General features: G+C 71.9%; 24 protein-coding genes. 6 read left to right on the forward strand and 18 right to left on the reverse strand.

Annotation, left to right across the window (positions count from 1 at the left end; genetic code table 11):
- Positions 1-209: 209 nt before the first annotated feature.
- Positions 210-1835, reverse strand: a complete 1626-nt coding sequence (gene groL, locus K7C20_RS16365) for a chaperonin GroEL (protein ID WP_053208869.1) — start codon at positions 1833-1835, stop codon at positions 210-212.
- Between the two features lie 135 nt (positions 1836-1970).
- On the reverse strand, positions 1971-2279 hold the full coding sequence (groES, locus tag K7C20_RS16370; RefSeq protein WP_030089482.1) for a co-chaperone GroES: 309 nt from the start codon (positions 2277-2279) through the stop codon (positions 1971-1973).
- A 525-nt stretch (positions 2280-2804) separates the two neighbouring features.
- Between groES and K7C20_RS16375 the strand changes: the two genes are divergently transcribed.
- The gene (locus K7C20_RS16375) at positions 2805-4163 is read left to right on the forward strand and encodes an FtsW/RodA/SpoVE family cell cycle protein (RefSeq protein WP_053208870.1); all 1359 of its coding nucleotides are present in this window, start codon (positions 2805-2807) and stop codon (positions 4161-4163) included.
- 598 nt (positions 4164-4761) lie between these two features.
- A complete protein-coding gene (locus tag K7C20_RS16380) occupies positions 4762-6024 on the forward strand; it encodes a THUMP-like domain-containing protein (protein WP_030089492.1) in 1263 nt (420 codons plus the stop codon).
- A gap of 7 nt (positions 6025-6031) precedes the next feature.
- Here the strand turns inward: K7C20_RS16380 and K7C20_RS16385 are convergent, their stop codons facing one another.
- The 4 genes from K7C20_RS16385 to tsaB form a co-directional block, all read right to left on the reverse strand.
- Positions 6032-6397 (reverse strand): hypothetical protein, encoded by a 366-nt coding sequence (locus tag K7C20_RS16385; protein WP_053208868.1) that lies wholly within the window; start codon positions 6395-6397, stop codon positions 6032-6034.
- Positions 6398-6519: 122 nt separating this feature from the next.
- The gene (tsaD, locus tag K7C20_RS16390; RefSeq protein WP_053208867.1) at positions 6520-7671 is read right to left on the reverse strand and encodes a tRNA (adenosine(37)-N6)-threonylcarbamoyltransferase complex transferase subunit TsaD; all 1152 of its coding nucleotides are present in this window, start codon (positions 7669-7671) and stop codon (positions 6520-6522) included.
- 5 nt (positions 7672-7676) lie between these two features.
- Positions 7677-8282: a GNAT family N-acetyltransferase gene (locus K7C20_RS16395; RefSeq protein WP_409351309.1), complete on the reverse strand. Its 606-nt coding sequence runs from the start codon at positions 8280-8282 to the stop codon at positions 7677-7679.
- Positions 8279-8968 carry a tRNA (adenosine(37)-N6)-threonylcarbamoyltransferase complex dimerization subunit type 1 TsaB gene (gene tsaB / locus K7C20_RS16400; protein WP_053208566.1) on the reverse strand — a complete coding sequence of 230 codons (690 nt, stop codon included), beginning with the start codon at positions 8966-8968 and terminating at the stop codon, positions 8279-8281. The genes K7C20_RS16395 and tsaB overlap by 4 nt, the downstream gene beginning before the upstream one ends.
- Before the next feature lie 140 nt (positions 8969-9108).
- Between tsaB and K7C20_RS16405 the strand changes: the two genes are divergently transcribed.
- Positions 9109-9678, forward strand: a complete 570-nt coding sequence (locus K7C20_RS16405; RefSeq protein WP_053208565.1) for a L,D-transpeptidase — start codon at positions 9109-9111, stop codon at positions 9676-9678.
- 40 nt (positions 9679-9718) lie between these two features.
- On the opposite strand, the gene K7C20_RS38240 is transcribed toward K7C20_RS16405, so the two are convergent.
- The 8 genes from K7C20_RS38240 to glmS form a co-directional block, all read right to left on the reverse strand.
- Positions 9719-9889 (reverse strand): hypothetical protein, encoded by a 171-nt coding sequence (locus K7C20_RS38240; protein WP_245170950.1) that lies wholly within the window; start codon positions 9887-9889, stop codon positions 9719-9721.
- Between the two features lie 320 nt (positions 9890-10209).
- On the reverse strand, positions 10210-10746 hold the full coding sequence (tsaE, locus tag K7C20_RS16415; RefSeq protein ID WP_030074844.1) for a tRNA (adenosine(37)-N6)-threonylcarbamoyltransferase complex ATPase subunit type 1 TsaE: 537 nt from the start codon (positions 10744-10746) through the stop codon (positions 10210-10212).
- Between the two features lie 171 nt (positions 10747-10917).
- Positions 10918-12264: an alpha/beta fold hydrolase gene (locus tag K7C20_RS16420; protein ID WP_053208564.1), complete on the reverse strand. Its 1347-nt coding sequence runs from the start codon at positions 12262-12264 to the stop codon at positions 10918-10920.
- The gene (alr, locus tag K7C20_RS16425; protein ID WP_053208563.1) at positions 12261-13448 is read right to left on the reverse strand and encodes an alanine racemase; all 1188 of its coding nucleotides are present in this window, start codon (positions 13446-13448) and stop codon (positions 12261-12263) included. The genes K7C20_RS16420 and alr overlap by 4 nt, the downstream gene beginning before the upstream one ends.
- A 59-nt stretch (positions 13449-13507) precedes the next feature.
- Positions 13508-14362, reverse strand: a complete 855-nt coding sequence (locus K7C20_RS16430) for a L,D-transpeptidase family protein (RefSeq protein ID WP_245170949.1) — start codon at positions 14360-14362, stop codon at positions 13508-13510.
- A gap of 107 nt (positions 14363-14469) precedes the next feature.
- Positions 14470-15894 (reverse strand): bifunctional ADP-dependent NAD(P)H-hydrate dehydratase/NAD(P)H-hydrate epimerase, encoded by a 1425-nt coding sequence (locus K7C20_RS16435; RefSeq protein WP_030074834.1) that lies wholly within the window; start codon positions 15892-15894, stop codon positions 14470-14472.
- A gap of 117 nt (positions 15895-16011) precedes the next feature.
- On the reverse strand, positions 16012-16380 hold the full coding sequence (locus K7C20_RS16440) for a holo-ACP synthase (protein ID WP_030074832.1): 369 nt from the start codon (positions 16378-16380) through the stop codon (positions 16012-16014).
- Positions 16377-18224, reverse strand: coding sequence for a glutamine--fructose-6-phosphate transaminase (isomerizing) (gene glmS / locus K7C20_RS16445; RefSeq protein ID WP_053208562.1), 1848 nt, complete (start codon positions 18222-18224; stop codon positions 16377-16379). Before glmS ends, K7C20_RS16440 begins: the two co-directional genes overlap by 4 nt.
- Here glmS and K7C20_RS16450 point away from each other — a divergent pair.
- The 3 genes from K7C20_RS16450 (at position 18223) to K7C20_RS16460 (ending at position 20657) form a co-directional block, all read left to right on the forward strand.
- Positions 18223-18435 carry a hypothetical protein gene (locus K7C20_RS16450; RefSeq protein WP_160328693.1) on the forward strand — a complete coding sequence of 71 codons (213 nt, stop codon included), beginning with the start codon at positions 18223-18225 and terminating at the stop codon, positions 18433-18435. The genes glmS and K7C20_RS16450 overlap by 2 nt on opposite strands.
- 285 nt (positions 18436-18720) lie before the next feature.
- Positions 18721-19704 carry a type I pantothenate kinase gene (gene coaA, locus K7C20_RS16455; RefSeq protein WP_037839425.1) on the forward strand — a complete coding sequence of 328 codons (984 nt, stop codon included), beginning with the start codon at positions 18721-18723 and terminating at the stop codon, positions 19702-19704.
- A 14-nt stretch (positions 19705-19718) separates the two neighbouring features.
- Positions 19719-20657: a DUF389 domain-containing protein gene (locus K7C20_RS16460; RefSeq protein ID WP_030074826.1), complete on the forward strand. Its 939-nt coding sequence runs from the start codon at positions 19719-19721 to the stop codon at positions 20655-20657.
- A gap of 45 nt (positions 20658-20702) precedes the next feature.
- Here K7C20_RS16460 and glmM read toward each other — a convergent pair whose 3' ends face one another.
- The 4 genes from glmM to K7C20_RS16480 all read right to left on the reverse strand — a co-directional run bounded on the left by glmM (position 20703) and on the right by K7C20_RS16480 (position 25185).
- On the reverse strand, positions 20703-22061 hold the full coding sequence (gene glmM, locus K7C20_RS16465; protein WP_053208561.1) for a phosphoglucosamine mutase: 1359 nt from the start codon (positions 22059-22061) through the stop codon (positions 20703-20705).
- Between the two features lie 143 nt (positions 22062-22204).
- Positions 22205-22717: a 30S ribosomal protein S9 gene (gene rpsI / locus K7C20_RS16470; protein ID WP_018090882.1), complete on the reverse strand. Its 513-nt coding sequence runs from the start codon at positions 22715-22717 to the stop codon at positions 22205-22207.
- Between the two features lie 43 nt (positions 22718-22760).
- A complete protein-coding gene (gene rplM, locus K7C20_RS16475; protein ID WP_006604900.1) occupies positions 22761-23204 on the reverse strand; it encodes a 50S ribosomal protein L13 in 444 nt (147 codons plus the stop codon).
- Between the two features lie 346 nt (positions 23205-23550).
- On the reverse strand, positions 23551-25185 hold the full coding sequence (locus K7C20_RS16480) for an ABC-F family ATP-binding cassette domain-containing protein (RefSeq protein ID WP_053208560.1): 1635 nt from the start codon (positions 25183-25185) through the stop codon (positions 23551-23553).
- Positions 25186-25236 lie beyond the last annotated feature (51 nt).

Here is a 25236-nt window from a genome sequence, read left to right on the forward strand (position 1 = left end):
AGCCCCCTGGACGCCCCCCCCCACACCGCCAGACCCCGCAGCCCCGCCCCCTCGGCACAAACGGACCCCCCGGCCCCGGAGGAACCCCCACCCCGACACAACCCACCCACAGCGCCCTCCCCCCCCCCGCACAAACGCAAGACCCGGCCCCCGCGCGCAGCGGGAACCGGGTCTCGTGCGTCAGGCAGCGAGCTGCCCGGCGCTATGCGTCAGTGCGAGTGCCCGTGGCCGTGACCGGCCTCGGCCGACTCGTCCTCCGCGGGCTTCTCGACGACCAGGGTCTCGGTCGTCAGGAGCAGCGAGGCGATCGACGCGGCGTTCTCCAGGGCGGAGCGGGTGACCTTCACCGGGTCGATGACGCCGGCCTTGACCAGGTCGCCGTACTCGCCGGTGGCGGCGTTGAAGCCGTTGCCCTTGTCCTGCTCGGCGACCTTCGCGGTGATGACGTAGCCCTCGAGGCCGGCGTTCTCCGCGATCCAGCGCAGCGGCTCGACGACGGCGCGGCGGACGACGGCGACACCGGTGGCCTCGTCGCCCTCCTTGCCCAGGGAGCCTTCCAGCACCTTGGCGGCGTGGACCAGAGCGGAGCCACCACCGGAGACGATGCCCTCCTCGACCGCGGCGCGGGTCGCGGAGATGGCGTCCTCCAGACGGTGCTTCTTCTCCTTGAGCTCGACCTCGGTGGCCGCACCCACACGGATGACGCAGACGCCACCGGCGAGCTTGGCGAGGCGCTCCTGGAGCTTCTCGCGGTCCCAGTCGGAGTCGGTGGACTCGATCTCGGCCTTGATCTGGGCGACGCGGCCCGCGACGTCCTCGGAGTTGCCGCCACCGTCGACGATGGTGGTGTCGTCCTTGGTGACGGTCACGCGGCGGGCGGTGCCCAGCACGTCCAGACCGGCCTGGTCGAGCTTGAGGCCGACCTCCTCGGCGATGACCGTGGCACCGGTGAGGGTGGCGATGTCGCCGAGCATGGCCTTGCGGCGGTCACCGAAGCCGGGAGCCTTGACGGCAACGGCGTTGAAGGTGCCACGGATCTTGTTGACGACCAGGGTCGACAGGGCCTCGCCCTCGACGTCCTCGGCGATGATCAGCAGCGGCTTGGAGGCCCCCGCCTGGATGACCTTCTCCAGCAGCGGCAGCAGGTCCTGGATCGAGGCGATCTTGCCCTGGTGGATCAGGATGTAGGGGTCCTCGAGGACGGCCTCCATACGCTCCTGGTCGGTGACCATGTACGGCGAGAGGTAGCCCTTGTCGAAGGCCATGCCCTCGGTGAAGTCCAGCTCCAGACCGAAGGTGTTGGACTCCTCGACGGTGATGACACCGTCCTTGCCGACCTTGTCCATCGCCTCGGCGATGAGCTCGCCGACCTGCTTGTCCTGCGCGGACAGACCGGCCACGGCAGCGATGTCGGACTTGTCGTCGATCGGACGGGCGGTCGCGAGGAGCTCCTCGGACACGGCCTTGACCGCGGCGTCGATGCCCTTCTTCAGGGCGGCCGGGGAGGCGCCGGCGGCGACGTTGCGCAGACCCTCGCGGACCAGCGCCTGCGCCAGCACGGTGGCGGTGGTGGTGCCGTCACCCGCGATGTCGTTGGTCTTGGTCGCCACCTCCTTGACGAGCTGGGCACCCAGGTTCTCGTACGGGTCGTCGACCTCGACCTCACGGGCGATGGTGACACCGTCGTTGGTGATCGTCGGCGCGCCGAACTTCTTGTCGATGACGACGTTGCGGCCCTTGGGGCCGATCGTCACCTTGACCGTGTCGGCAAGCTTGTTGACGCCGCGCTCAAGGGCGCGACGGGCGTCCTCGTCGAACTTCAGGATCTTCGCCATGGGTTGCTTCAAGTCCTCTCATTGCGATCCTCGGCCACGACGTGGGGACCGCTGTCGCTCAAACGAACTGCGCCCCTGCCCCGGGTTGTTTAGACGCGGGAACCAGGGGCGCAGATCACGGCAAAACTGGGTGACTTACTTCTCGACGATCGCGAGAACGTCGCGAGCCGAGAGAACGAGGTAGTCCTCGTTGTTGTACTTCACCTCGGTGCCGCCGTACTTGCTGTAGAGCACGACGTCGCCGACGTTCACGTCGAGCTCGACGCGCTTGCCGTCCTCGACCCGGCCCGGGCCCACGGCCAGGACGACGCCCTCCTGGGGCTTCTCCTTGGCGGTGTCCGGAATGACCAGGCCCGAGGCCGTGGTCTGCTCGGCGTCGAGCGGCTGGACCACAATGCGGTCCTCAAGCGGCTTGATGGCAACCTTGGAGCTGGTGGTCGTCACGATCCGACCTCCCCCTTCGGAGATCTCACGGGGTTAACTGTCTGAGGTGGCGACCAGGTGGATCCGTCGTCGCGGGTGCCGGACCTGCCCGTCGCTGTGTTTCTGGCACTCCCCACTGGAGAGTGCCAACGCCGAGACTATGACGCGGTTAGCACTCGGTCAAGCGGAGTGCCAGCGCGGCGGGGTGCGCTTCCCTCCGCACCGGTTGACCGGCCGCACGAATCCGCGGCCTCCGGCGGTCCGCACCCCGCCGGTCACGGCCATCTGCCGCGGGATCGGGGCGGGTTACGCGCCGACTTACGGGCCGTGTAAGGGGCAGGTTCCTATCAAATCGGACACACCTTCCCGTTCCCTCGCAACCACGCCACCGGCTGCCTCGTCTACCTCCCCGACTGCCGGGCCGACGAACCGGGCACAACCCGGCCGGCCCGCGGCCTTGACGATCAGTGGCGGAGGAAACCCGTGCGTGGACCGACCAGCGTTCCCCGGGCTGCCCGGCAGCCGGAGAGCGACGCCGAGCGCACCATGACGTTCGCCGCGCTGGCCCAGGCACCGGACCGCCGGCGGACCGAGGCATGGCTGCTCGCCTTCGCCGTACTGATCGCGGACTTCGGCTACGCCTTCACCGGCCTGTCGATGACCGGCCGGCTGCCCGGCGGGCTGGCCGGCTTCGCCGTCAGCATGTTCTTCGTGGCGCTGGTCCCGCATCTGGTCCTGCGCCGCTACGCGCCCCGCGCCGATCCGCTGATCCTGCCGCTGGCGACGCTGCTGACCGGGATAGGTCTGGTGCTGCTGCACCGCCTGGACCTCACCTACGCGCAAACGCCCCGGCTGAAGATCGCCGAGGCGGCGAGCGGCCAGCTGGTGTGGACGGTGATCGGGGTGGCGGTCTGTATAGCCATCCTGCTGGTGCTGCGCGATCACCGCATCCTCCAGCGCTACATCTATCTGACGATGGTGGTCGCGCTGGTGCTGCTGATGGCGCCGGCCTTCTTCGGCGCCGACATGTACGGCGCCAAGCGCTGGATTCTGCTCGGACCGCTGTCCCTCCAGCCCGGCGAGTTCGTGAAGATCATGATCTCGGTGTTCTTCGCGGGCTATCTCACCGTCAACCGCGATGCGCTGGCGCTGGCCGGACGCCGCGTCCTGGGCGTCCAGCTGCCTCCGGGGCGGCAGCTCGCGCCGATCTTCACGATCTGGGTGATCAGCCTGCTGGTGCTGGTCTTCGAACGGGACCTGGGCACCTCGCTGATCTTCTTCGGCGTCTTCGTGATCATGCTGTACATGGCCACCGAGCGCACGAGTTGGGTGCTCTGCGGCCTGGCCATGGCCGCGATCGGCGCCGCCGTCGTCGGCTCCATAGAGCCGCACGTCAAGGGCCGGATCATGGCCTGGCTGCACCCGATGGACATCTTTCTGCCCGAGGACCGCCGGCCGCCGGGGCTGATCTCCGACCAGGCCGCGCAGGCACTGTTCAGCTTCGGCAGCGGCGGCATCTCGGGCAGCGGCCTGGGCCAGGGCCACCCTGAGCTGATCGGCTTCGCCGGTAACAGCGACTTCATCCTCACCACCGTCGGCGAGGAGATGGGGCTGGCCGGAGTGATGGTCGTGATCATGCTGTACGTGCTGCTCGCCCAGCGCGGACTGCGGGTGGGCCTGACCGCCCGCGACCCGTTCGGCAAACTGCTCGCCGTCGGTCTCTCCGGGGCGCTGCTGCTCCAGGTCTTCGTGGTCGCCGGCGGCGTCACCGGCCTGATCCCCCTGACCGGCAAGGCCCTGCCGTTCCTCGCCAAGGGCGGCTCGTCCCTGGTCGCGAACTGGGTGATGGTGGCCCTGCTCCTACGCATCAGCGACCACGCGCAGCGGCGGCGCGAGCGGGTCTGATTCTTCCCACGTTTTTGGCTTTCCCGCCGTTCCGCTGCGCTTTGCCTTGTGCCCCACGTCTTCGGCTGGCCCGCCGTGGGAATTTCCCGCCGTTGCGCCTGCGGCGGGCCGGGGTCGCTGCGCGGGGCTGTCGGGTGCGGTGCCGCTCCTCCGGACTTCGTCCTGCGGCGCGACCCCTCCCGATGGGGGGTGGGGAAAGGCTGGTGGGGGTGCTAGTGGAGGGTCCGGCGCACCTCGTAGATCACTTGCAAACGCCCACGCCGGTGGCCCGCCCCCACCCACTTTCACTTTCTCCACTCACGGGAGGGGACGGGCCGGAGGGGCCGGTGTGTGGGACGTAAAGCGAAGCAGTCCCACACACCGGCCCCGGAGGCCCGTCACCGCACCCACAGCCCCGCGCAGCGGACCCCGCCCGCCGCAGGCGCAACGGCGAGCGCACCGCGCAGCGGGCGACAAACGGCGACACACCACCACGGCGGGACAGCCGACAACGTGGGCCGGAGGCCAAGCGCAACGGCGAGCGCACCGCGCAGCGGGCGACAAACGGCGACACACCACCACGGCGGGAAAGCCGACAACGTGGGGGGACAATGACACCGTGAACGACCTGGACACCTTCGCCGCCCTGCTCGCCCCGGAGGGGCAATCGCTGCTGGCCGAGCTGCGGGACCACGACCCGGCGGACGAGCTGGCGGCAGCCACCCGGCTGCGCCGTGACCACCCCGCGCCGCTGGTCTCCGCCGCGCTCGGGCAGGCCCGGCTGCGGCAGCGCGCGGTGGCGAAGTTCGGGGCGGATGCGCGGCTGATGTACTTCACGCCCAACGGCGTCGAGCAGTCCACCCGTGCCACGGTCGCCGCCCACCGCGCCGCCCGGCTCGCCGCACTGGGCGTCCGTACGCTGGCCGACCTGTGCTGCGGCATCGGCGGCGACGGGATCGCGCTGGCCCGCGCCGGGATCCGGGTCCTGGCCGTCGACCGGGACCCCCTGGCCTGCGCCGCGGTCCGGGCCAACGCCGAGGCGCTGGGGCTCGCGGAGCTGATCGAGGTGCGCTGCGCGGACGTGACGGAGGTGGACACCGCCGGATATGACGCGGTGTTCGTCGATCCGGCGCGGCGCGGCAAGGCGCCGACGAAGGGGGCGGCGCGCAGCGCCTCGGTGAGGGGCGGTGGCCGGGCGACCGGCGGGCGCATCTTCGATCCGGAGGCGTATGAGCCACCGCTGTCATGGGCCGTCGAGGCGGCCCGTAAGGCACCGTTCGCCGCGCTGAAGATCGCGCCGGGGGTGCCGCACGAGGCGCTGCCCGAGGACGCGGAGACGGAGTGGATCTCGGACGGGGGCGACGTCAAGGAGGCCGTGGTGTGGTTCGGGACGGCGGTGGACGGAGCGCCGGGTCCCACGCCCGGTGGCCGCCGCGCCACCTTGCTCCCGGCCGGTGACTCCCTGCTCGGCGCCGGACTGCCGGATCCCGAGCCGGGCCCCGTCGGGGACTGGCTGTACGAGCCGGACGGGGCGGTGATCCGCGCCCATCTCGTCGCGGATGTCGCCCGGCAGATCGGCGGCCGGCTGATCGATCCGACGATCGCGTACCTCACCGCGGACCGGCTGGTCGAGACGCCGTACGCGACCGCCTACGCGATCACCGATGTGCTGCCGTTCCACGTCAAGAAGCTCAAGGCGCTGCTGCGGGAGCGCGAGGTGGGCATCGCGGTGATCAAGAAGCGCGGTTCCGCGGTGGAGCCGGAGGAGCTGCGCAAGAAGCTGAAGCTCGGCGGGGGCCGCAAGTCCTGCACGATCTTCCTGACCCGGGTCGCCGGCGCCCCCTCGATGCTGCTGGGGCACCCCGCGGCGGACGCGCCCTGAGGGGCCCTCATGCCAGGTCGGTGAGGTCCTCGGCGTAGATCTGGGAGAGCGGCTGCGGGCCGATGTACTGCTGGCAGGTGCACTGGCCCGCCTCGTACTGCACCGGCTTGTGGTCGGCGTCCCAGGCGACCGCCACCTCCACCCGCTCATGACACTTGCCCTTTTTGTCATGCTTGGCGAGGTGGTGGGTGCAGCCGCACACCGGCTGCGGCGGCTGCTGGGCGGCGGCCAGCTCCTGCCGCTCCTGACGGGCGGTCTCCAGTCGCTCCATCTTGCGTTCGTGCCGCGTACGCAGCGCCGTACGCGCGGTGTCGGCGACCTTCGCGAAGCCGCCCGCCATGAAGAAGATGAAGACCCACCAGAACCAGTCCACGTCTTGCCGCCTCCCCACGTGCGCGCTCGGGTGCTGCAAGTCAGGGTAAGACCTCGGGCCGGACGTCGGGCCGGGGGAAGCGGGAGGACTCGCAGAACGACAAAACGAGCCCTCGCGCGGCCTCAGGAGTAGAGGTTGTTCTTGCTCATCTCGTGGACGTGGTCATGGCCGTGGTCATGGTCATGGTGGTGGCCGGACGGGGCGGGCGGGTCATCGGGGGCCTCACCGGGCACATGCGGTTCGGTGACCGGCAGGGACGAGTCGGCGGAGAGGTCCCAGGCGGAGGCCGGCCGGTTGCGGGCCACCATCTCCGCGCCCAGGGCGGCGACCATCGCGCCGTTGTCGGTGCACAGCTTGGGCCGCGGCACCCGCAGGGTGATCCCGGCGTCCTCGCAGCGGCGCGCGGCCATCGCCCGCAGCCGGGAGTTGGCCGCGACCCCGCCGCCGATCATCAGGTGGTCCACGCCGCTGTCCTTGCAGGCCCGGACGGCCTTACGGGTCAGCACATCCACCACGGCCTCCTGGAAGGACGCCGAGACGTCCGCCACCGGCACCTGTTCACCGGCCGCCCGCTTGGCCTCGATCCAGCGGGCGACGGCCGTCTTCAGACCGGAGAAGGAGAAGTCGTAGACCGGGTCGCGGGGGCCGGTCAGGCCGCGCGGGAAGCGGATCGCGTCCGGGTTGCCCTCGCGCGCGTAGCGGTCGATGACCGGGCCGCCGGGGAAGCCGAGGTTCAGCACCCGCGCGATCTTGTCGAACGCCTCGCCCGCCGCGTCGTCGATCGTCGAGCCCAGCGGCCGCACGTCGGAGGTGATGTCCGGGGCCAGCAGGAGGGAGGAGTGGCCGCCGCTCACCAGCAGGGCCATCGTCGGCTCCGGCAGCGGGCCGTGCTCCAGCTGGTCGACGCAGATGTGCGAGGCGAGGTGGTTGACCCCGTAGAGCGGCTTGCCCAGGGCGTAGGCGTAGGCCTTGGCGGCCGAGACGCCGACCAGCAGCGCACCGGCCAGGCCCGGCCCCGCGGTGACCGCGATCCCGTCCAGGTCGGAGGCCGCGACCCCGGCGTCCTTCAGGGCCCGCTGGATGGTGGGGACCATCGCCTCCAGGTGGGCGCGCGAGGCCACCTCCGGCACCACACCGCCGAAGCGGGCGTGCTCGTCGACGCTGGAGGCGACCGCGTCGGCGAGGAGGGTGTGGCCGCGGACGATGCCGACACCGGTCTCGTCGCAGGAGGTCTCGATGCCGAGGACGAGCGGTCCGCCGCGTGAGTCAGCCATGAGTGTCAAGTTCCTTGTACGGAGGGTGCTTCGGAGGAGGTCTGGGTGGTACGGCGCATCACGAGGGCGTCGTGGTTGCCGGGCTGGTAGTAGCCACGGCGGAAGCCGATCGGCTCGAAGCCGAAGCGCTCGTAGAGGCGCTGGGCGCGGAGGTTGTCGACGCGCACCTCCAGCAGCACCTCGTGGCATTCGAAGTCTGTCGCGGCACCGAGGAGTTCGGTCAGCAGCCGGGCGCCGAGGCCGGTGCCCCACTGGTCGCGGGCGGTGGCGATGGTCTGGATGTCGCCGGTGCCGTCGACGGCGGCCAGCCCGCCGTAGCCGACCAGCCGGCCCGCCCGCCCGCCACCCGACCGCCACCCCTCATCGGCGCCGCTGCGCGGCGGCACCTCCAGTTCGGCGACGAGGTAGCGGCGGGTGGCGTGCGGGCCGCGCGCATGGGCCAGCTCGGACCAGAACATGCCCGGCGACCAGGCGTCCTCGGGGAAGAGCTCCCGTTCGAGATCCAGCACCGGCGCTATGTCCCACCAGCGCATCTCGCGCAGCACCGCGCCGGACTGAGGGGCACCCGGCGGGCTCGCCGAGGGGCGCTCGGACGACGGGCGGGCGGTCACTGGGGGGTGACCACCTTGTAGTTGGCGGGCACCTGGGCGTCCGGGCGGCGCAGGTACATCGGCTGCGGGGGCGGCAGTTCCTCGCCCGCGGCCAGCTTCCCGGCGGCCAGTGTGGCCAGCGCCCCGGCGGACTGGTGCTCGGGGCCCTCGCGCCGTACGCCGGTGAAGACCGTGTCGTAGAGCAGTGCGCCCGCACCCACGGCGGGGACGCCGGCCACCTGGTCGGCGATGTCCGCGGGGCGGTCGACGGCGGGCTCGGTCAGCCGCGTGATCGTGCGGGGCGCGGCCGAGCCGGTCGAGGGGCCGGCCTCGTAGCGTGCCCAGTAGACCTCCTTGCGGCGGGCGTCGGTGGCCACGACGAAGGGCTCGGTCAGGCCGGAGGCGTAGGCGAGGCCGTCGAGGGTGCACAGGCCGTGGACGGGTACGCCGAGCGCCGCCCCGAACGTCGCGGCGGTCACCAGGCCGACCCGGAGTCCGGTGTACGGCCCCGGGCCCACGCCGACCACGATGTCGCTGACCGCGTCGAGCTTCAGGCCGGCCTCGGCCAGCACCCGGTCGACGGCGGGCAGCAGCAGCTCGCCGTGCCGGCGTGCATCGACCTGGCGGGACTCGGCGAGGACGCGGGTGCCGTCATGGAGCGCGACGGTGACGGCGGGGGTGGCGGTGTCAAGAGCTAGCAGCAGCACGCCCTTAAGACTACGGCTCGGCCGGTGGTACCTGTCGCGGTGCTACCGTCGCCCCCGTAGCCCAGCAGCAAGCAGCCCGGCATTCCAAGGCCCGGGGCTCCCCGCCGGAGGCAGGGAGAGGGAGGAAAGGTGGCACAGCGGTGCCCGCTAAGAGCAGCACGATCGTCACCGCGCTGACCACGGCTGCCGTGGTCGTGGTCGGTGTGCTCGGCTACCAGGCCGCGGCGTCCGCTCCGGACACCCTCACCCAGGCCCGCAAGGACAGCCACCACCGCGCGCCCAAGGAGCACTCGGAGCAGGGCCGCAAGAAGGGCAAGGCGCCCGCTCCGGCCGAGGTCCCCGCGGCGTCCGGGAAGGGCCGGCGGATCGTCTACTCGCTCGACGCCAAGCGGGTCTGGCTGGTCGGCCCGAAGGACAAGGCGCTGCGTACGTACCGGGTCGCGCCGAGCACGGTGAGCCCGCCGCTGGGGTCGTACGCGGTCAGCTCGCGTTCGGTGAGCGTCACGGGCTCGGACGGCATCGCCATCGAGCACGTGGTGCGGTTCGCGAGTGTGGACAGCGTCACCATCGGCTTCAGCGCGGCCGTCGACGGCTCGATGCCCGCCGCGGGCTCGACGAAGAAGACCGGCGGCATCCGTGAGTCGCGCGAGGACGGCAAGGCGATGTGGGACTTCGCCCTGCACGGCACCAAGGTCGTCGTGGTCTCCTGACCGCACGGCGCCCGGCGCCCCGTTTATTCGCCCCTACGGGCTACGCCGCGTCGCGGCCCCCGGTGGACGCGGACCCGGCGGGTCCGGCCTCGTCCTCCCCCGCCGGCTCGTCCGCGGACCGTGCGGGCTTGCCCTGGCGGGCTTCCTCGGCGGCGTCGGGGGGCGTGGATACGGCGCTGGCCGCGGCACACGCCGCCAGCAGCTCATTCATGGACGGCGTCTCGCGCGCCTCATGATCGGCGCGCCCGGCCGCCGTGATCGGGGTCCCCCCGCGCCCTTCAGGCGTAGGGGAGGGCTGGTGGGCCGACATGGACGCCTCCCGGGGCTCCTGGGACGAGCGACAGAAGCTAGGCTTGCTACTTAGGCTGACCTAACTGAGGTCTCCACCCATGTCACCACGCCCGGCACCAGGTATGCAACATCTTACCGACGGCTTGTCGGAAACTACGGGACGCGTGACCGGGCCACGGGCCGGTCCGCCCGCCGCCGCCACGACCGGTCACCCCGCCGCCGCGCCCGGTCCGCCCGCCGTCAGCAGGTCTCCAGCTCGGGCAGGCCGGCGTCCGCCCAGCGCGCGCCGAGGCCGGTGACCGTCACCTCGCGCACATCGTCCGCGGCCTCCACCAGCGCCCCGTCCGCGCCGCCCGGCGCCTCCGCTCCCACGGCGCGCCCGATCACCACATGCAGCCGGTCCTCGGACAGCTCCTCGACCTTGCCCTCGCCCCACTCCACGACCACCACCGACTCCGGCAGCGAGACATCGAGGTCCAGGTCCTCCATCTCGTCCAGCCCGCCGCCGAGCCGGTAGGCGTCGACATGCACCAGCGCGGGGCCGCCGGTCAGCGAGGGGTGCACCCGGGCGATGACGAAGGTGGGCGAGGTCACGGCGCCGCGCACGCCCAGGGCCTCGCCCAGGCCGCGGGTCAGCGTGGTCTTGCCGGCGCCCAGCTCACCGGTGAGCAGCACCAGGTCGCCGGGGCGCAGCAGCGGGGCCAGCCGGCGGCCCAACTCCTGCATCTGTTCGGGTGACTTGACGGTTACGTGCGCAATCGATGCGGTGGTGCTCATGCCGCAAATGGTACGGCCCGCCCGCCGCCCGGCCGGCGCCCCTCCACGACACCCCTGCGGGACGGCGGCCCTGTCCCCGCCGCCCGGCCACCGGCCCTCCACGCCGCCGCCCCGCGCCGGCGGGCCCGGCGCGACGGCCTGCCGGGCCGCTGTCCGGCAGGCCCCGGCGGGTCAGGCGCGGGCGTGCCGCGAGCTGCGGGCCGTCGCGCTCGCCCGCTCCACCAGCGACACCAGATGGTCATTGACCAGCTCGGGCCGCTCCAGCATCACCAGATGCCCGGCGCCGGGGACACACACCAGGTCCGCGGCGGGCAGCATCTCGGCGATCGTCCGGCTGTGGTCGGCAGGAGTGATCAGATCGCTCTCCCCGGCGAGCACCAGCGCGGGCACCGCGTCGTACGCCACCAGCGCCTCGGTCTTGTCGTGCACCGCGAACGCCGGGAAGAACTCGGCGACCACGTCGATCGGCGTCGCCTCGATCAGCCGCTCGCCGAACCGCGCGATGCCCGGGTCCACGTTCTCCGGCGTCCCGAACGAATACCGCTTGATCAGCCCCGCGAAGAGGTCGGCGGTGGCCCGCCGCCCGCGCTCGACGATCTCGCGCTGCCAGCCCAGCGCCTTGAGGACGCCCGGCGCGAGCCAGTGGAAGGCCTTGACGCCCATGGACGGCAGCCCGAAGCCGACCTCGCTGAGCCGGCCGGCGGAGGTGCCGATCAGAGCCACCCCGACCACCCGCTCCGCGACGTACTCGGGGAACTGGTCGGCCAGCGCCATCACCGTCATCCCGCCCATGGAGTGCCCGACCAGCACGATCGGCCCCTCCGGGACCGCGGCGTCCAGCACCGCCTTCAGATCCCGGCCCAGCAGGTCGATGGTGACCGGTTCCGTGCCGTCGATCTGGCCGTGGCCGCGCGAGGAGCGGCCGTGGCTGCGCTGGTCCCAGTGGACGGTGCGCACCGTGCCGCGCAGCGCGGAGCGCTGGAAGTGCCAGGAGTCCTGGCTGAGGCAGTAGCCGTGGCTGAAAACGACCGTGGGGGCCGCGGAGCGCCGCCCCAGTGCGGCCGTCAGCCGCTTGCGCAGACCGCCCTGTGCCTCCTGCGCCGCACGGGCCTCCTTGCCGCGGACGGGCTTGGCGGAGCGGTCGCCCTTGCCGTGTTTGCCGTGCTTGCCGTTCACGGCGGACTTGCCCGTCCCGTCGCCCTTCTCCGGGCGGCCCGGCTCCGGGCCCGGCTCGTCGACCTCGTAGTACAGCTCGGTGCCGTCCTCGGCGATCGCGGCACCCGGGGTGCCGCGCAGCGTGCCGTACGGGCCCGCGGCGTCCAGCGCGAGCCGGGCGCGGCGCCGCATCCCGCGGCCGACCGTCATCCGCTCTATCGCCACCCCGGCCGCGGCACCCGCCGCGACCACGCCGATCGCGGCGCCGGCGACACCGGCGTGCCGGCCCGCCCGCGCCCAGTTGCCGGCCACCTCGGCCGCCGCCTCGACCGCCTGCGCGGCGGCCTCCTGTCCCTCGGTCATGCCGTGCCCCCCGTAAGCGCACTGTCCCCTTCGGCTTCGCTCCGTATGCCGCTGTCCACATAGACGCGTGGCACCCGGGATCCGATCCGGGTGACGATTTCGTAGCCGATGGTTCCGGCCACCCGGGCCCAGTCCTCCGCGGTCGGCTCACCGCGGTCCCCGGGGCCGAACAGCACCGCCAGGTCGCCCGGCTCGGCGCTGTCGCCGCCCAGGTCCACCACGAACTGGTCCATCGCGATCCGTCCGGCGACGGTCCGCCACTCGCCGGCGACCAGCACCGGGCCGGTGCCGGAGGCGTGCCGCGGGATGCCGTCGGCGTAGCCGAGCGGGATCAGCGCCAGGGCGGTGGCGCCGGGTGTCGTGTAGTGGTGCCCGTACGACACCCCGTGGCCGCCCGGGACGCGCTTGACCGACGCGAGCGACGCCTCCAGGGTCATCGCCGGCCGCAGCCCGAAGTCCTGGGAGGTGCCGACCTCCGGGCTGGGCGAGATGCCGTAGATGCCGATGCCGGTGCGGACCAGGTCGAAGTGCGCTTCGGGCAGGGTCAGCAGGGCCGGGGTGTTGGCGATGTGCCGCACCTCGGGGCGCAGTCCGGCCGTCTCGGCGGTCTTCAGCGCCTCGTGGAAGACATCCAGCTGGGCGGCGATCGAGGGGTGGCCGGGCTCGTCGGCACAGGCGAAGTGCGACCAGACACCGGTGACGGTCAGCGCGCCCTCGGCCTCGGCGGCGCGGGCGGCCGCGGTCAGTTCCGGCCAGTCGGCGGGCGGGCAGCCGTTGCGGCCCAGGCCGGTGTCGACCTTGAGCTGGACACGGGCGGTGCGGCCGCAGGCCCGCGCCGCCGCTACCACCTCGCGCAGCGCCCACAGCGCGCTCACCCCGACGTCGATGTCCTGCTCGACGGCCTGTTGCCAGGGGCCGCCCGGCGTCCACAGCCAGCACATCAGCCGCCCGGTGTCACCGGCCGCACGCAGCGCGAAGGCCTCCTCGGGCAGCGCCGTGCCCAGCCAGCCCGCACCGGCCTCACGGGCGGCGCGCGCGCAGCGCACCGCCCCGTGTCCGTAGCCGTCGGACTTGACCACGGCCATCAGCTCTGCCCGGGGTGCGCGGGCCCGCAGTGCACGGACGTTCGACCGCACGGCGGCGACGTCGATGGCGGCACGGGCGCGCTTCGCTGTCTCGTTCATCCCCCTCAGTGTTGCAGGCCACGCCGCGGCACCCCGGGGGACGGGCGGGAAAACCGTGCTCACACGCTGGGTTTCCGCCCCCAGACGTACACGACGTCCCCCTTCTTCAGCAGATCCCACAGCTTCCGCGCATCGCTCCATGTGAGGTTGACGCAGCCGTGCGAGCCGGGCCCCTGGTAGAGGTCCTCGTAGACGCCGTGCAGCGCCTCGCCGCGGTCGAAGAACTGCGCGAACGGCATCGAGGTGCCGTAAAGGTTGGAAATGTGACTTCTGTGCCGCAGGTAGATCCGGTACGAACCCGTACGGGTCTCCATCGTCGGCGCCCCGGAACGGATCGCCACCGGGTCGAAGATCACCCGCCCGTTCTGCTGCACCCACATCAGCTGCCGGTTCAGATCGACGCACGCGGTCCGCTCGCGACGGTCGGGGCAGCGCCCGGCCCGGTTGGGGTCCTTCTTGGCCCGCATCAGCCGCACCATCGCGCCCGTGACCGGCCCCGCGAAGCCGGTCGCCGGTGCGATCCGGTGCGCCTGCTGGAACCGCCGGATCGCCCGGCAGTCCCCCGCGCTCTGCCGCCCGTCCGCCTCCCGCCGCAGATAGCGCTCCGCCTGCCGCTGGAAGGGCCCGGTCGCCCGGCTGCACGCCACCGCCCTCGTGCCGTGGCGCACCACCTCGGACCGCGGCACGTACTCGATGTGCGGCTGCCGCCCGCGCGTCTGCGCCCGGCCGGGGTTCTCCTGCGCGGCCGGCGCCTGCGGAGCGCGCGGGATGCCGGGGACCAGGTCGGCGGCCGGGTACGAGACGGGCTCAAAGACCGCGTGCGAGACGGGCGACGGCGCCACGGCCTGCGCGGGAGGCCCGGCGACAGCGAGCAGCGAGGCGCAGACCAGCAGCGCCGGAAGAGTGCGTTTCATGCCCTCACGCATGCCGTGGCCGCGCGCCCGTACCGCCCGTCGGGCACCAGGTTCGCCCTGGTGCCCGCCCCATTCCCCCGCGGGGCGTAATGCCGGAGCGTCAGCTGTCAGCCCGTCACATCACGCCAGGCGTCGGCCAGCTGACCGGCGACCTCCGACGCCAGGATCGGCGCGCCGGCCGGACCGGCCGCGCGGCGGGCCGCCAGCCCGTGCAGATACGCACCGGCCGACCCCGCGTCACGCGCCGTGAGCCCCGCGGCGAGCAACGACCCCGTCACCCCCGACAGCACGTCCCCGCTCCCGGCCGTCGCCAGCCAGCCGGTCCCCGTGGGATTGACCCGCACCGGCCCGTCCGCCTCCGCGATCAGCGTCGTCGAGCCCTTGAGCAGCACCGTGGCGTCGTACCGTGCCGCCAACTCCCGTACGGACGCCAGCCGTGCCTCCTCGACCTCCTCACGGCCGCATCCCAGCAGCGCGGCGGCCTCCCCCGCATGCGGCGTCAGCAACGTCGCGGCCGTGCGCTCCGCGACCCGACGGGGCGTCAGGAACCGCAGCCCGTCCGCGTCCACCAGCACCGGCACCTCCGACGCCAGCACGTCCTCCAGCGCGTCCGACTCCTCGCCGATGCCGGGACCGATCACCCACGCCTGCACCCGGCCCGCCTTGTCCGGCGGACCGGCATGCACCAGCGTCTCCGGAAAGCGCGCCAGCACCGCGTCGGCGGCCGGACCGACATAGCGCACGGCCCCCGCACCGCCCCGCAACGCACCCGCCACCGCGAGCACCGCCGCCCCGGGATACCGCGCGGACCCGGCGACCACACCGACCACACCGCGCCGGTACTTGTCGCTCTCGGGCACCGGACGCGGCAGCAGCTGAGCCACGTCCGCATGCTGCAACGCCTCCATTCCGGCGTCCGCGGGCAGCGTGAGCCCGATGTCCACCAGCCGCAGCGCCCCAGCCCGCTCCCGTGCCGGGTCGATCAGCAGCCCCGGCTTGTACGCGCCGAACGTCACCGTCGCATCGGCCCGTACGGCCTCCCCCCGCACCTCACCGCTGTCCGCGTCCACACCGCTGGGCAGATCGACGGCCACCACCGGCGCCGACTCCCATGCCGCATGCGCCAGTCGGGCGGCCTCCGGGCGCAGCCCGCCCCGCCCGCCGATCCCGACGATCCCGTCCACGACCAGATCGGCCCGCGCGATGTCCCGCAACGCGTCGCCCGAGACGCGCCCCCCAGCCGCCCGCAGCGCGCCGAGCCCGCCCTGGTGCGCCCGATCGGGCGAGAGCAGCACCGCCGCCACCCCGGCTCCCCGCCGCGCCAGCCGGGCACCGGCGTACAGCGCGTCCCCGCCGTTGTCGCCGCTGCCCACCAGCAACACCACCCGGGACCCGTACACCCGCCCCAGCAACTCCCCGCAGGCCACGGCCAGTCCGGCCGCCGCCCGCTGCATCAGGGCCCCTTCGGGCAACCGGGCCATGAGCTCTCGCTCCGCGGCCCGCACGGTCTCCACGCTGTAGGCAGTCCTCATACCGACAAGTCTCGCCCCTCGCCCACGGGGGGCGGGGGATTTCCCCTCCCGGGGGCGGCCTCCCCGCAAAGACGGCGCCCGCCCACCGACGAGCGGGGGGCGGGCGCCGCAGCGGCCTCAGGCCTCGGCGATCACCACGGCGGAGGCGACCCCCGCATCATGGCTCAGCGACACGTGCCACGAGCGGACCCCGAGCTCCTTCGCGCGCGCCTCGACCGTCCCGCGCACCCGCAGCCGCGGCTGCCCGCTGTCCTCGACGTACACCTCGGCATCGGTCCAGTGCAGCCCGCTCGGCGCCCCGAGCGCCTTGGCCAGCGCCTCCTTGGCGGCGAACCGCGCCGCCAGAGAGGCGATACCGCGGCGCTCCCCGCTCGGCAGTATCAGCTCCTCCTCGATGAAGAGCCGCTGCGCCAGCTCCGGCGTACGCTCCAGCGCCGCGCCGAACCGCTCGATCTCGGCGACATCGATCCCGACCCCGATGATCATTCCACCGTCACCGACTTGGCGAGGTTGCGCGGCTGGTCGACCTCGTTGCCCCGGGCGGTGGCCAGCTCGCAGGCGAAGACCTGGAGCGGGACCGTCGAGACCAGCGGCTGAAGCAGCACCGGCGTCCGCGGAATCCGTACGAGGTGGTCGGCGTAGGGCACGACGGTCTCGTCGCCCTCCTCCGCGATGACGATGGTCCGCGCACCCCGGGCCCGGATCTCCTGGATGTTCGACACGATCTTGTCGTGCAGTACGGACCGCCCGCGCGGGGACGGCACCACGACGACGACCGGCAGATCGTCCTCGATCAACGCGATCGGCCCGTGCTTGAGCTCCCCGGCCGCAAAGCCCTCCGCATGCATGTACGCGAGCTCCTTGAGCTTCAGCGCGCCCTCCAGCGCCACCGGGTAGCCCACATGCCGGCCGAGGAAAAGCACCGTGTTCTTGTCGGCGAGGCTGCGCGCCAGCTCCCGAACCGGCTCCATCGTGCCGAGCACCTGCTCGACCTGGGTGCCGATGGCCGCCAGTTCGCGCACCACGGCCCGGATCTCGTCGCCCCACTTCGTGCCCCGCACCTGCGCGACGTACAGCGCCACCAGGTAGCAGGCCACCAGTTGGGTCAGGAACGCCTTCGTGGAGGCCACCGCGACCTCCGGCCCGGCGTGCGTGTACAGCACCGCGTCCGACTCCCGCGGGATGGTCGAACCGTTCGTGTTGCAGATGGCGAGCACCTTCGCGCCCTGCTCCCGCGCATGGCGCAGTGCCATCAGGGTGTCCATCGTCTCGCCGGACTGGCTGATGGCGATGACCAGCGTGTGCCGGTCCAGGATCGGGTCGCGGTAGCGGAATTCGCTGGCCAGCTCCGTCTCGCAGGGAATCCGCGTCCAGTGCTCGATCGCGTACTTGGCGATCATCCCCGCGTGGTACGCCGTCCCGCACGCCACGATGACGACCTTGTCGACCTCGCGCAGCACCGCCGGCGGAATCCGCACCTCGTCCAGGGACAGCACCCCCGAGGCGTCGATCCGGCCCAGCAGGGTGTCCGCGACGGCCTTCGGCTGCTCGGCGATCTCCTTGAGCATGAAGTAGTCGTAGCCGCCCTTCTCGGCGGCCGAGGCGTCCCAGTCGACGTGGTACTCGCGGACCTCAGCGGGCGCGCCGTCGAAGTCGGTGACCGTCACCCCGTCCCGGCGCAGCTCCACGACCTGGTCCTGGCCCAGCTCGATCGCCTCACGGGTGTGCGCGATGAACGCCGCCACGTCCGAGGCGAGGAACGCCTCGCCGTCCCCGACGCCCACCACGAGCGGCGAGTTGCGCCGCGCCCCGACGACTGCATCCGGCTCATCGGCATGCACCGCGACCAGGGTGAACGCACCCTCCAGCTGCCGGCACACCTGCCGCATCGCCTCGGCCAGCTCACCGCAGGACGAGTAGGCCTCGGCGAGCAGATGCGCCACGACCTCGGTGTCCGTCTCGGACGCCAACTCGTGTCCGCGGTCGGTGAGTTCGGCCCGCAGCCCGGCGAAGTTCTCGATGATGCCGTTGTGCACGACCGAGACCCGGCCGGCGTTGTCCAGATGCGGATGGGCGTTCTCGTCGGTCGGCCCGCCGTGGGTGGCCCACCGGGTGTGCCCGATTCCGGTCGAGCCGGCCGGCAGCGGACGGTCCGCCAGCTCCTTTTCCAGGTTGGCGAGTTTGCCGGCTTTCTTGGCCGCTGCCAGACCGCCGTCGGCAAGCACGGCGACACCCGCCGAGTCGTAGCCGCGGTACTCCAGCCGCTTCAGCCCGGCCAGGACGACATCCAGGGCGCTCTGCCCGCCCACATATCCCACGATTCCGCACATGGAGGCAGCCTACGACGCCCGCCTGTCAATACCCGCGCGCTATCCGGTGGTGCGCCTCACGCACCGTCTCCAGGAACTCCTCGTCCGCCTCCGCGCCTGCCCCGAGCTCGCTGCCCGGCTCGTGACGCTCCAGGAAGTCGGCGAGATCCTCCCCCAGATCCTCGTCCGGCAGGTCCTCCGCCAGCTCGGCGTAGACCCGCGCGGCAAATAAGTCCGACGCGGCATCGGCCCCCCGGCCCCTCGCGCCTCCGGTCCTCCCCCACGGTCGCTGTCCCAGCAGACCGGTCTTACGCGCTCGCACACGCACCCCCTGATTCGTCCACGGCCCGCGGCCGGGCCTCTCCCCGCAGCCGACCGTACCGGGCAAAATCCCTCGGGTACAGACAGCCGGGCAGAGAAACACCCAAGCCGGCCACGAGGCCACAACCCCGCCCCCGGGCCCCCCGGTCGGGCACCCCGAGATGAACGGCGTGTGGCGGCTGCGCACAATGGGCCCGTGCCCATGACGACCGATCCGCAGCAACGACGCCGCGCCGACAGCTCCCCGTACGTCGATCTGACGCGCGCGCAGTGGAGTGCCCTGCGGGAGAAGACCCCGCTGCCCCTGACGGCCGACGAGGTCGAACGGCTGCGGGGCCTGGGCGATGTCATCGACCTCGACGAGGTGCGCGATGTCTATCTCCCGCTGTCCAGGCTCCTCAACCTCTACGTCGGCGCCACCAGCAATCTGCGTGGTGCGCTGAACACCTTCCTCGGCGACGTGGGCGGCGGCCCCCAGCCCGGTACCCCGTTCGTCATCGGGGTCGCGGGCAGCGTGGCCGTCGGGAAGTCCACCACCGCCCGGCTGCTCCAGGCCCTGCTGGCCCGCTGGCCCGAGCATCCGCGGGTCGAGCTGGTCACCACCGACGGTTTCCTCTTCCCCAACGCCGAGCTGCACCGGCGCGGCCTGATGTCCCGCAAGGGCTTCCCGGAGTCCTACGACCGGCGGGCGCTGACCCGCTTCGTCGCGGATGTGAAGTCCGGCAAGGCCGAGGTCACCGCGCCCGTCTACTCCCACCTGATCTACGACATCGTGCCCGGCGAGCGGCTGACCGTGCAGCGCCCGGACATCCTCATCGTCGAGGGCCTGAACGTCCTCCAGCCGGCGCTGCCCGGCAAGGACGGCCGCACCCGCCTCGGGCTCGCCGACTTCTTCGACTTCTCCGTCTACGTCGACGCCCGCACCGAGGACATCGAGAAGTGGTACCTCGGCCGCTTCCGCAAACTGCGCGAGACGGCCTTCCAGAACCCGTTCTCGTACTTCCGCAAGTACACCCAGGTCTCCGAGGACGAGGCCCTCGACTACGCCCGCATGATCTGGCGCACCGTCAACAAGCCCAATCTGCAACAGAACGTCGCGCCGACCCGCGGCCGCGCCAACCTGGTGCTGCGCAAGGGACCGGACCACAAGGTGCAACGACTGTCGTTGCGCAAGCTCTAGGGAGTGCGAACGCCGTGCTGCATCTGCGCCTGATCGTCCCTGCGGACCGTACCGACGAGGTGCTCCAGCTGCTGGAGACGACCGTCGGGACGACCCATCTGGTCGTACTGAGCGGGGCGGCCCGCGATCCGCAGGGCGATGTGGTGCTGTGCGATGTCGCACGGGAGGCCGGTGACGGGCTGCTGGCCCGGCTGCGGGCGATGGATCTCGACCGGACCGGTTCGATCGCCATCGAGAACATCGATCTGTCGCTGTCCCGGCGGGCCGACCGGGCGGAGGACGAGGCACCCGGCGAGGGCGCGGACGCCGTGCTGTGGGAGTCGCTGACCGACGCCACCCATGAGGAGTCGACGCTCTCGGCCACCTACCTCGCGTTCCTGACCCTCGCCACGATGATCGCGGCCTGCGGTGTGGTCCTCGACAACGCGATCCTGATCGTCGGCGCGATGGCCGTGGGCCCGGAGTTCGGCCCGCTGGCCGGTATCTGCACCGCGCTCGTCCAGCGGGCACCGCGCCTGGCCTGGCGCTCGGTCCAGGCGCTGCTCGTCGGTTTCGCGCTGGCGATGGTGGTGACCGTCGGCTTCAGCCTCTTCATGGACGCGGTCGGCCTCTTCCGCATCGAGGCGCTGGAGGCCGCGCGCCCCAACACCAACTTCATCTACCGGCCCGACTGGTTCTCGTTCGTCGTCGCGGTCCTCGCCGGCATCGCCGGGGTGCTGTCACTGACGTCCGCCAAATCGGGCGCCCTGGTCGGCGTGGCGATCTCCGTCACCACCGTCCCGGCCGCCGCCAACGCCGCGGTGGCCCTCGGCTACCAGGAGTACGGCCAGGCCTGGCACTCCATGGAACAGCTCCTGCTCAACCTGGCAGGCATCATCATCGCCGGCACGCTCACCCTGGCGGCACAGAAGCTGCTGTGGGCCCGGCACGACACCGGGCCCGCCCTCCGCTAGGGAAGACACCCCTGGGAGGACAGGCCCGGGAAGCTGCGAAAGGGCTCAGCCCAGCGCGGACTTGACCGCGTCGGCGAGCCGCTCGGCCACCGACCGGGCCTGCTCGATGTCCGCGGCCTCCACCATCACCCGCACCAGCGGCTCCGTGCCGGACGGCCGCAGCAGCACCCGGCCGGTGGCGCCCAGCTCCCGCTCCGCCTCGGCGACCGCCGCGGTCAGCTCGGGAGAAGTGGTCACCCGCGACTTGTCGACGTCGGGGACGTTGATGAGGATCTGCGGCAGCCGTTCCATGACGCGCACCAGTTCGGCCAGCGGCCGGCCGGTCGCGGCGACCCGGGCCCCCAGCATCAGACCGGTCAGCGTGCCGTCGCCGGTGGTGGCGTGGTCCAGCACGATCACATGCCCGGACTGCTCACCGCCCAGCGCGAAGCCGTGCGCCTTCATCTCCTCCAGGACGTACCGGTCGCCGACCGCGGTCTGGACGAGGTCGATGCCCTCGCGCTCCATGGCGAGCTTGAAGCCCAGGTTGGACATCACGGTGGCGACGACGGTGTTCTTGCGCAGCGTCCCCGCCTCGCGCATCCCGAGCGCCAGGACGGCCAGGATCTGGTCGCCGTCGACCTCGTTGCCCTCGCGGTCCACGGCCAGGCACCGGTCCGCGTCGCCGTCGTGGGCGACACCCAGGTCGGCGCCGTGCTCGACGACGGCCGCCCGCAGCAGCTGGAGGTGGGTGGAGCCACAGCCGTCGTTGATGTTGAGGCCGTCGGGGTCGGTGCCGATCGTGATGACATCGGCGCCGGCCCGCGCGAACGCCTCGGGCGAGACCCGCGACGCCGCACCGTGGGCGCCGTCGACGACGATCTTCAGCCCGTCCAGGCGGTTGGGCAGGACGCCGACGAGATGCGCGACGTAGTTGTCGAAGCCCTCGTCGTAGACGGTGACCCGGCCCACGCCGGCGCCGGTCGGCCGCGCCCACGGCTCACCGGAGCTGTGGGCGCGGTAGGTCTGCTCGATCCGGTTCTCCAGCTCGTCGGCGAGCTTGTGGCCGCCACGGGCGAAGAACTTGATGCCGTTGTCGGGCATCGGGTTGTGGCTGGCGGAGAGCATCACGCCGAGGTCCGCGCCGAGCGAGCCGGTCAGATACGCGACCGCCGGGGTCGGAAGCACGCCCACCCGCAGCACGTCCACGCCGGCGCTGGCCAGACCCGCGACGACCGCGGCCTCCAGGAACTCACCGGACGCGCGTGGATCGCGTCCGACCACCGCCACCGGCCGGTGACCTTCGAATGTGCCCGCTTCCGCGAGCACATGCGCCGCAGCGACCGACAGACCGAGCGCCAGCTCCGCCGTCAGATCCGCATTGGCGACGCCGCGCACACCGTCCGTGCCGAAGAGTCGTCCCACTGGTGTCCTCCGAGTAGATGAGCTTGGACCAGAGCATTAAGTCCAGGTATACGCCCCTGGTCGTGGATAGCCGAACGCCCCGGCAGCACGGATCCGTGCCACCGGGGCGTTCGCCAAGTGCTGCATGTCGCAGCGAGCGCGGATTAGCGCTTGCTGTACTGCGGCGCCTTACGGGCCTTCTTCAGACCGGCCTTCTTGCGCTCGACCGCACGGTCGTCACGCTTGAGGAATCCGGCCTTCTTCAGCGCGCCGCGGTTGTTGTCCACGTCCGCCTCGTTCAGCGCACGGGCCACGCCCAGGCGCAGCGCACCGGCCTGGCCGGAGATGCCGCCGCCGGAGATGCGGGCCACGACGTCGTAGCGGTTGTCGAGCTCGAGCACCTTGAAGGGCTCGTTGACTTCCTGCTGGTGCACCTTGTTGGGGAAGTAGCCCTCAAGGGTGCGACCGTTGATCTTCCACTGGCCGGTGCCCGGAACGATCCGGACGCGGGCGATGGCGTTCTTGCGACGGCCCAGGCCGGCAGCCGGCTGCGGGTCGCCGAAGCGGGAGGCGAGGGACTCGGAGGTGTACTCCGACTCCACGACCTCGGTCTCAGTGGTGTATTCCTCGACGGCGTCGTCGTTCTCGATGACGGTCTCGGGAGTGGTCTCGGCCACGATGCTCCTCAGAATTCTCTGTCGTCTTAGGGGGTGGCCGGACTTACTGCGCGACCTGGGTGATCTCGAACGGGACCGGCTGCTGCGCAGCGTGCGGGTGCTCGGCGCCCGCGTAGACCTTCAGCTTCGAGAGCATCTGACGGCCGAGGGTGTTCTTGGGGAGCATGCCCTTGATGGCCTTCTCGACGGCCTTCTCGGGGTTCTTGTCGAGCAGCTCGTCGTAGCGGACGGAGCGCAGACCACCCGGGAAGCCCGAGTGGCGGTAAGCCATCTTCTGGGTCCGCTTGTTGCCGGACAGGTGCACCTTGTCGGCGTTGACGATGATGACGAAGTCACCCATGTCAACGTGCGGCGCGTAAACGGGCTTGTGCTTACCCCGCAGGAGGGACGCGGCCTGGGTGGCCAGACGGCCCAGGACAACGTCCTGCGCGTCAATGATGTGCCACTGGCGCTGGACATCGCCGGGCTTGGGGCTGAACGTACGCACGGTTAGCCTTCGCTTCTTCAGAGGTGGGGTATCCCCTGGCCCAGAGGCCGCGGGGACGGGTCCTGTACTGGTCACCACGACCGATCACACCAGCAGGAGCGGCACTACGGGTGACGCAACCCGATCGTCCGTCGCTGGTCATCGGCCCGGTGGACCGCGTAAGGGCCCCCTCACGTGAGATAGAGCAAGCCAATACGCATAACGAACAGGCAGAATACCGGCCCGGCCCCGGTCGGGTCAAAACGCCCCCCGAACCGGCGTGCGGTCCCGTCCCGCCGCCGCCTCCGCGATCACCGTGGGTGCCCGCCGCCGCACGCTGCACACCCGCTCCGGCGGAAAGACGCCCCTACCGGTCCCGCACCACCCGCCGCTCGTCCCACACCGGCTCCGCCGTCTCCCGCACCAGCCCGTCCGACCCGAACACCAGGAACCGGTCGAAGGACCGGGCGAACCAGCGGTCGTGCGTCACCGCCACCACCGTCCCCTCGTACGCCTCCAGGCCCTCCTGGAGCGCCTCCGCCGACTCCAGGTCCAAGTTGTCCGTCGGCTCGTCGAGCAGCAGCGCCGTCGTGCCGGACAGCTCCAGCAGCAGGATCTGGAAGCGTGCCTGCTGGCCGCCGGAGAGCCGCTCGAAGCGCTGCTCGGCCTGTTGCTCCAGCTCGTAGCGGCGCAGGGCCGACATGGCCTGGCCCTTGTCCCTGGCGTGCTCGGTCCACAGGATGTCGAGCAGGGTGCGGCCCAGCAGCTCGGGGTGGGCGTGGGTCTGCGCGAAGTGGCCCGGGACGACACGGGCGCCGAGCTTCCATGCGCCGGTGTGCGGGACGGGGTTCTGCTCGTCGCCGGCCAGCAGCCGCAGGAAGTGCGACTTGCCGGAGCCGTTGGAGCCGAGGACCGCGACCCGTTCGCCGTAGAAGATCTCCAGGTCGAACGGCTTCATCAAGCCGGTCAGCTCCAGGTTCTCGCAGGTGATCGCCCGTACGCCGGTGCGCCCGCCGCGCAGCCGCATGGTGATGTCCTGCTCGCGCGGCGGCTCCGGCGGCGGCCCGGCCTCCTCGAACTTCTTCAGCCGGGTCTGCGCCGCCGCATAGCGCGAGGCCAGCTCATGGCTGACCGAGGCCGCCTGCCGCAGCGAGACCACCAGCTTCTTCAGCTGCGCATGCTTCTCGTCCCAGCGCCGCCGCAGCTCCTCGAAGCGGGCGAAACGCTCCTTGCGCGCCTCGTGAAAGGTGTCGAAGCCGCCACCGTGCACCCAGACGTCGGAGCCCGCCGGCCCCGGCTCCACGCTGACGATCTTCTCCGCCGCACGGGCCAGCAGCTCCCGGTCGTGCGAGACGAACAGCACCGTCTTACGGGTCTGCCGGAGCTGCTCCTCCAGCCAGCGCTTGCCGGGCACGTCCAGATAGTTGTCCGGTTCGTCCAGCAGCAGCACCTCGTCCGTGCCGCGCAGCAGCGACTCCAGCACCAGCCGCTTCTGCTCGCCCCCGGACAGCGTGCGCACCTGCCGCCACTGGGCCTTCTCGTACGGCATGCCCAGCGCCGCCATGGTGCAGATGTCCCAGGCCGTCTCGGCCTCGTAGCCGCGCGCCTCGGCCCAGTCGCTGAGCGCCTGGGCATAGGCCATCTGCACGGCCTCGTCGTCGTCCCCGGCGGTCATGATCGCGAGCTCGGCGGCGTCCACCGCCGCCGCGGCCTGTCTGATCCGCGGCTGCGCCACGGAGACCAGCAGGTCGCGCACCGTGCGCTCGTCCCGTACGGAGCCCACGAACTGCGGCATCACGCCCAGTCCGCCGCTGACGGTGACCGCCCCGCCGTGCGGCTGGAGCTCCCCCGCGATCAGCCGCAGCAGTGTCGTCTTGCCGGCGCCGTTGGCCCCCACCAGCGCGACCGACGCGCCCTCCCCCACCCGGAAGGACACATCCCCCAGCAGGACCCTCCCGTCCGGCAGGTAGTACTCCAGATGTCCGGCCTCAAGATGTCCCATGAGCGGGATTGTGACCGCCCTTCGAGCGTTCCACCAACCCCATTAGGATGC

This window comes from Streptomyces decoyicus, from assembly GCF_019880305.1.
GTDB lineage: Bacteria > Actinomycetota > Actinomycetes > Streptomycetales > Streptomycetaceae > Streptomyces > Streptomyces decoyicus.

What these genes read in the sequence shown, in the direction of transcription:
- K7C20_RS38240 (WP_245170950.1), bottom strand. Translation starts at nt 9,889, where the DNA reads ATGAATGAGCTGCTGGCGGCGTGTGCCGCGGCCAGCGCCGTATCCACG.
- K7C20_RS16375 (WP_053208870.1), top strand. Translation starts at nt 2,805, where the DNA reads ATGACGTTCGCCGCGCTGGCCCAGGCACCGGACCGCCGGCGGACCGAG.
- K7C20_RS16420 (WP_053208564.1), bottom strand. Translation starts at nt 12,264, where the DNA reads ATGACCGAGGGACAGGAGGCCGCCGCGCAGGCGGTCGAGGCGGCGGCC.
- K7C20_RS16450 (WP_160328693.1), top strand. Translation starts at nt 18,223, where the DNA reads ATGGAGGCAGCCTACGACGCCCGCCTGTCAATACCCGCGCGCTATCCG.
- K7C20_RS16435 (WP_030074834.1), bottom strand. Translation starts at nt 15,894, where the DNA reads ATGAGGACTGCCTACAGCGTGGAGACCGTGCGGGCCGCGGAGCGAGAG.
- groL (WP_053208869.1), bottom strand. Translation starts at nt 1,835, where the DNA reads ATGGCGAAGATCCTGAAGTTCGACGAGGACGCCCGTCGCGCCCTTGAG.
- K7C20_RS16440 (WP_030074832.1), bottom strand. Translation starts at nt 16,380, where the DNA reads ATGATCATCGGGGTCGGGATCGATGTCGCCGAGATCGAGCGGTTCGGC.
- glmS (WP_053208562.1), bottom strand. Translation starts at nt 18,224, where the DNA reads ATGTGCGGAATCGTGGGATATGTGGGCGGGCAGAGCGCCCTGGATGTC.
- tsaD (WP_053208867.1), bottom strand. Translation starts at nt 7,671, where the DNA reads ATGGCTGACTCACGCGGCGGACCGCTCGTCCTCGGCATCGAGACCTCC.
- K7C20_RS16480 (WP_053208560.1), bottom strand. Translation starts at nt 25,185, where the DNA reads ATGGGACATCTTGAGGCCGGACATCTGGAGTACTACCTGCCGGACGGG.
- K7C20_RS16430 (WP_245170949.1), bottom strand. Translation starts at nt 14,362, where the DNA reads ATGAAACGCACTCTTCCGGCGCTGCTGGTCTGCGCCTCGCTGCTCGCT.
- tsaE (WP_030074844.1), bottom strand. Translation starts at nt 10,746, where the DNA reads ATGAGCACCACCGCATCGATTGCGCACGTAACCGTCAAGTCACCCGAA.
- alr (WP_053208563.1), bottom strand. Translation starts at nt 13,448, where the DNA reads ATGAACGAGACAGCGAAGCGCGCCCGTGCCGCCATCGACGTCGCCGCC.